Annotated in this window: 5 protein-coding genes; all 5 read right to left on the bottom strand. The window is 40.1% G+C overall.

All coding sequences use genetic code 11. From position 1 onward, the window contains the following. Positions 1-1173 (bottom strand): F0F1 ATP synthase subunit beta (atpD, locus tag B3D98_RS09280; RefSeq protein WP_288582603.1); only part of this gene is annotated, 1173 nt, incomplete at its 3' end. Positions 1174-1224: 51 nt separating this feature from the next. Then, positions 1225-2082 carry an ATP synthase F1 subunit gamma gene (gene atpG, locus B3D98_RS09275; protein WP_004269478.1) on the bottom strand — a complete coding sequence of 286 codons (858 nt, stop codon included), beginning with the start codon at positions 2080-2082 and terminating at the stop codon, positions 1225-1227. 47 nt (positions 2083-2129) lie between these two features. Continuing rightward, complete coding sequence (atpA, locus tag B3D98_RS09270) at positions 2130-3638, bottom strand: F0F1 ATP synthase subunit alpha (RefSeq protein ID WP_004269477.1); 1509 nt, start codon at positions 3636-3638, stop codon at positions 2130-2132. A 28-nt stretch (positions 3639-3666) separates the two neighbouring features. Then, positions 3667-4203, bottom strand: coding sequence for a F0F1 ATP synthase subunit delta (locus B3D98_RS09265; protein ID WP_036076089.1), 537 nt, complete (start codon positions 4201-4203; stop codon positions 3667-3669). Beyond that, on the bottom strand, positions 4200-4721 hold the full coding sequence (gene atpF, locus B3D98_RS09260) for a F0F1 ATP synthase subunit B (protein ID WP_016992759.1): 522 nt from the start codon (positions 4719-4721) through the stop codon (positions 4200-4202). The genes B3D98_RS09265 and atpF overlap by 4 nt, the downstream gene beginning before the upstream one ends. Between the last annotated feature and the right edge of the window lie 119 nt (positions 4722-4840).

Below are 4840 nucleotides of genomic sequence, written 5' to 3'. Positions count from 1 at the left end.
AGATAACTCATCCATACCTAAGATTGCAATGATATCTTGTAATTCACGGTAACGTTGGATTGTACGTTGTACACCAGTAGCAATTGCGTAGTGCTCAGCGCCTACGATTTCAGGTGATAATGCACGAGAAGTCGAAGCTAATGGGTCAACCGCAGGGTAGATACCCATTTCAGATAATTTACGCTCAAGGTTAGTTGTTGCATCTAAGTGGGCGAAAGTTGTAGCTGGAGCCGGGTCAGTATAGTCATCGGCTGGTACATAAATCGCTTGAATAGAAGTTACAGATCCTTTGTTCGTAGATGTGATACGTTCTTGTAGTTTACCCATTTCAGTTGCAAGTGTTGGTTGGTAACCTACCGCTGAAGGCATACGACCTAATAGGGCAGAAACCTCAGAACCTGCTTGTGTGAAACGGAAGATATTGTCGATGAATAAAAGTACGTCTTGACCTTGCTCATCACGGAAGTATTCCGCCATTGTAAGACCAGTTAAAGCAACACGCATACGTGCACCAGGTGGCTCGTTCATTTGACCGAATACCATCGCTGTTTGCTTGATAACGCCTGAATCGCTCATTTCGAAGAATAAGTCGTTCCCTTCACGAGTACGCTCACCTACACCAGCGAATACAGAGATACCAGAGTGCTCTTGTGCGATATTGTTGATTAATTCTTGGATTAATACAGTTTTACCTACACCGGCACCACCGAATAGACCGATTTTACCACCTTTGATATATGGTGCAAGTAAGTCTACTACTTTGATACCTGTTTCAAGAATTTCAACTGTAGTTGAAAGATTCTCGAAAGTTGGTGCTTCACGGTGAATTGAATCACGACGTGCGTCTGCTGGAATCTCTTCACCTAAGTCAATTACTTCTCCAAGTACGTTGAATACACGACCTAGTGTAACTTCACCAACTGGTACTGAGATAGCTTTTCCTAAGTCTGTTACTTCTGCTCCACGTTGTAAGCCATCAGTAGATGACATCGCAATTGTACGAACAGAATCATCACCTAAATGAAGCGCAACTTCTAATGCAAGAATTGTTGGTTCTTCATTAGGACGTTCAATCTTAACTGTTAAAGCGTTATAGATTGCTGGTAATTGGCCATTGTCGAATTTAACGTCAACAACTGGACCCATTACTTGAATAACATGTCCTTTATTCATTACTGTGTACCCTCCTATCGTATTCTTATACGACATTGGGAAGCTGCTTGCCTATTCTAAGGCTGCAGCTCCACCAACGATTTCTGTAATTTCTTGTGTAATCGCCGCTTGACGTGCACGGTTATATTGCAAAGAAAGGTCTGAAATAAGATCAGTTGCATTATCTGTTGCATTTTTCATAGCCGTCATACGAGAAGCATGTTCACTTGCTTTTCCATCTAATAATGCGCCATAAACTAAGCTTTCCGCATATTGTGGAAGTAACACTTCTAGAATTGCTTCACCAGATGGCTCGAATTCATAAGAAGCAGTACCGCTTGCAGGGGCAATATCTGTTAATGGAAGAAGTTTTTTCTCTGTCACTTCGCTAGCAATAGCGCTGACAAAGTGATTATAGTACATATAAAGTTCGTCATACGTACCATCAATGAACATACCAACAGCATTACGAGCGATTTCTTTAATATCAGCAAATGTTGGTTGGTCAGGTAGACCGACAACATTACTGATGACATTATGATCACGTTTCACAAAGTAGTCACGAACAACACGACCTACTGCTAAAATAACGTATTCGTCTTTTGATTTATGACGCTCGTTAATCGTACGTTGTACTTGACGTAGGATACTTGAATTGTAAGCACCTGCAAGACCACGGTCAGAACCAATGACTAAGTAAGCCGTTTTCTTAACAGGACGAGCAGTTAACATTGGATGTCCGCTGTCTTTTGTCCCTGAAGCGATCGCGCCTACTACGTCCTGAATTTTTTCCATGTAAGGAACGTAAGCTTTAGCATTTTGCTCTGCACGACGTAACTTAGAAGAAGAAACCATCTGCATTGCTTTTGTAATTTGCTTCGTACTCTTTGTTGAAGTAATACGACCTTTAATTTCGCGTAAGTTTACCACTGGTATTTCACCACCTTCTGTTTTTTAATCAAGTGACTAGCTAAGACTTATTCTGATTTAGCGAAAGTTTTTTTGAATGCATTGATTGCTGCTTCATAATCCGCATCAGGAGCAAGCTCTTTAGTAGTACGAACATGATCTAAAACGTTTGTGTGGTTTGAATCTAACCAGCTTAAGAATTCTGATTCGAAGCGAACGATATCTTGTACTGGAATATCATCTAAATGACCTTTAGTTAATGCGTAAAGGATTGCAACTTGTTTTTCAACTTTTAGTGGTTTGTTAAGGTCTTGTTTAAGAACTTCAACCGTACGTTTACCACGCTCAAGTTTAGCAAGTGTTACTTTATCTAAATCTGAACCAAATTGAGCAAATGATTCAAGCTCACGGAATGCAGCTAAGTCAAGACGTAGTGTACCCGCAACTTTTTTCATCGCTTTAATTTGAGCAGATCCACCTACACGTGATACAGAAAGACCGGCGTTAATCGCTGGACGTACACCTGAGTTGAATAAGTCAGATTGTAAGAAGATTTGTCCATCAGTGATTGAGATTACGTTAGTTGGGATGTATGCAGAGATATCCCCAGCTTGTGTCTCAACGAATGGAAGAGCTGTAATTGAACCATTTTGATATGTTTCATTTAACTTCGCAGCGCGTTCAAGTAAGCGGCTGTGTAAGTAGAAAACGTCACCAGGATATGCTTCACGACCTGGAGGACGGCGAAGAAGAAGTGAAAGTTCACGGTAAGCTGATGCTTGTTTAGAAAGATCATCATACACGATTAATACGTGTTTACCTTGTAACATGAATTCTTCAGCCATAGATACACCAGCAAATGGTGCTAAGAATAATAATGGAGCTGGTTGAGAAGCAGAAGCTGTCACAACGATTGTGTAATCTAAAGCGCCATGTTTACGAAGAGTTTCTACAACACCACGTACAGTAGATTCTTTTTGACCGATTGCTACGTAGATACAAATCATATTTTGGTCATTTTGGTTAAGAATTGTATCGATAGCTACAGATGTTTTACCAGTTTGACGGTCACCGATGATTAACTCACGTTGACCACGACCGATTGGTACTAATGCGTCAATCGCTTTAATACCAGTTTGTAGTGGTTCGTGTACTGATTTACGAGCCATTACACCGAAAGCTGGACTTTCGATTGGACGAGATTTTGTAGTGTTGATAGGACCTTGTCCATCCACTGGTTGTCCAAGTGGGTTTACAACACGACCAATTAGTTCTTCACCAACTGGTACTTCCATGATACGACCTGTACGACGAACTTCATCGCCTTCTTTGATGTCAGTGTATGGACCTAAGATTACGATACCAACGTTACCTTCTTCTAGGTTTTGAGCCATACCCATAACACCATTAGAGAACTCTAGTAGTTCTCCAGCCATGGCGTTGTCGAGGCCATGAGCAAGAGCAATACCGTCACCAATACGGATAACTGTACCAACTTCGCTTACTTTAAGTTCAGATTCATAATTCTCAATCTGTTGTTTAATCAGACTGCTGATTTCTTCAGCCTTGATGCCCATGTATGTCACCTCTCACATTTCTAAATTATTAACCGATTAATTCACGTTTTAGACGCTCTAGTTTATTAGCTACTGAGCTATCATAAATATGGTTACCGATTTGAACACGAATACCACCAAGTAAAGATGGATCAACTTCGTTTGTAATATTTAATGATTGTTTTCCAACAAGTTTCGCGAACGCTGCTGAAATATTAGCGCTTTCTTCTGCAGAAAGTGCACGTGTTGAAAATACTGTTGCATCTGCAGTGCCTTGTGCTTGCGCAGCAAGTTCAGCATATGCCTTAGCAATTTGTGTCATCTCGTTTACACGTTTTTTCTCAACTAGAAGTTGAACAGTGTGTAAAACTTCTGGTGTTGCACCATTAAAGATATCAGCTACCATTTGTTTTTTTCGTTCAACGGAGAACTTAGGTGCATTTAAAAGCGTTAAAAAATCAGGCGATTCTTTTACTACTTTTGTTAGTTCACTTAAGTCTGCTCCTACTTCAGTAAGAATATTTTTTTGTTGCGCCAATTCAAAAAGCGCTTGAGCGTAACGTTTTGCTACAGTTGAATTACTCATCGAGCTTCCCCTGCCTTCGCAATCGTCTCTTCAATTAGAGCACGGTTGTCTGCCTCAGAAATCTCTTTGCTAAGGACTTTAGATGCTGCAAGTACAGATAATGAAACGACTTCATCACGTACAGCTGCAATAGCTTTTTCTTTTTCAGACTCAATTTCACGTAAAGCCGATTCTTTTAAGCGATTTGCTTCATTACGAGCTACAGTAAGAATTTCTTCTTTTTGTAATTCGCCTTGCTTCTTAGCGCCTTCAACAATCGATTGTGCTTCTGTACGAGCTTCCTTAAGAAGGCTCTTTTGTTCTTCTAAAAATTGGTGCGATTCTTTGCGCGCTTTTTCAGCTGCTTCGATTTCACTCGCTACTAATTCTTCACGTTGTTGCATAATGCCCATAAGTGGACCCCAAGCGAATTTCTTAAGTAGTAACATTAATACGATGAAAATAACTAATGTTGCGATGATATCTCCACTATTTAACGAAGCACCGCCTGCACCTAGTACAAGATTATCTAAAAACACGATTGTTTCACTCCCTTCAAGAGCTTTAACTTCAACATAATTTAATGACTAAAAAACTACCTATTTTAAAAAGCTATATTTACACATAGCTTTTATCAGTTCCAAAATGAAGGGCGAAG

The organism is Lysinibacillus sp. UBA5994 (assembly GCF_002429725.1).
GTDB lineage: Bacteria > Bacillota > Bacilli > Bacillales_A > Planococcaceae > Lysinibacillus > Lysinibacillus capsici.
The sequence above is the reverse complement of the archived record's forward strand: the minus strand, read 5'-3'. Positions and strand labels throughout refer to the sequence as shown.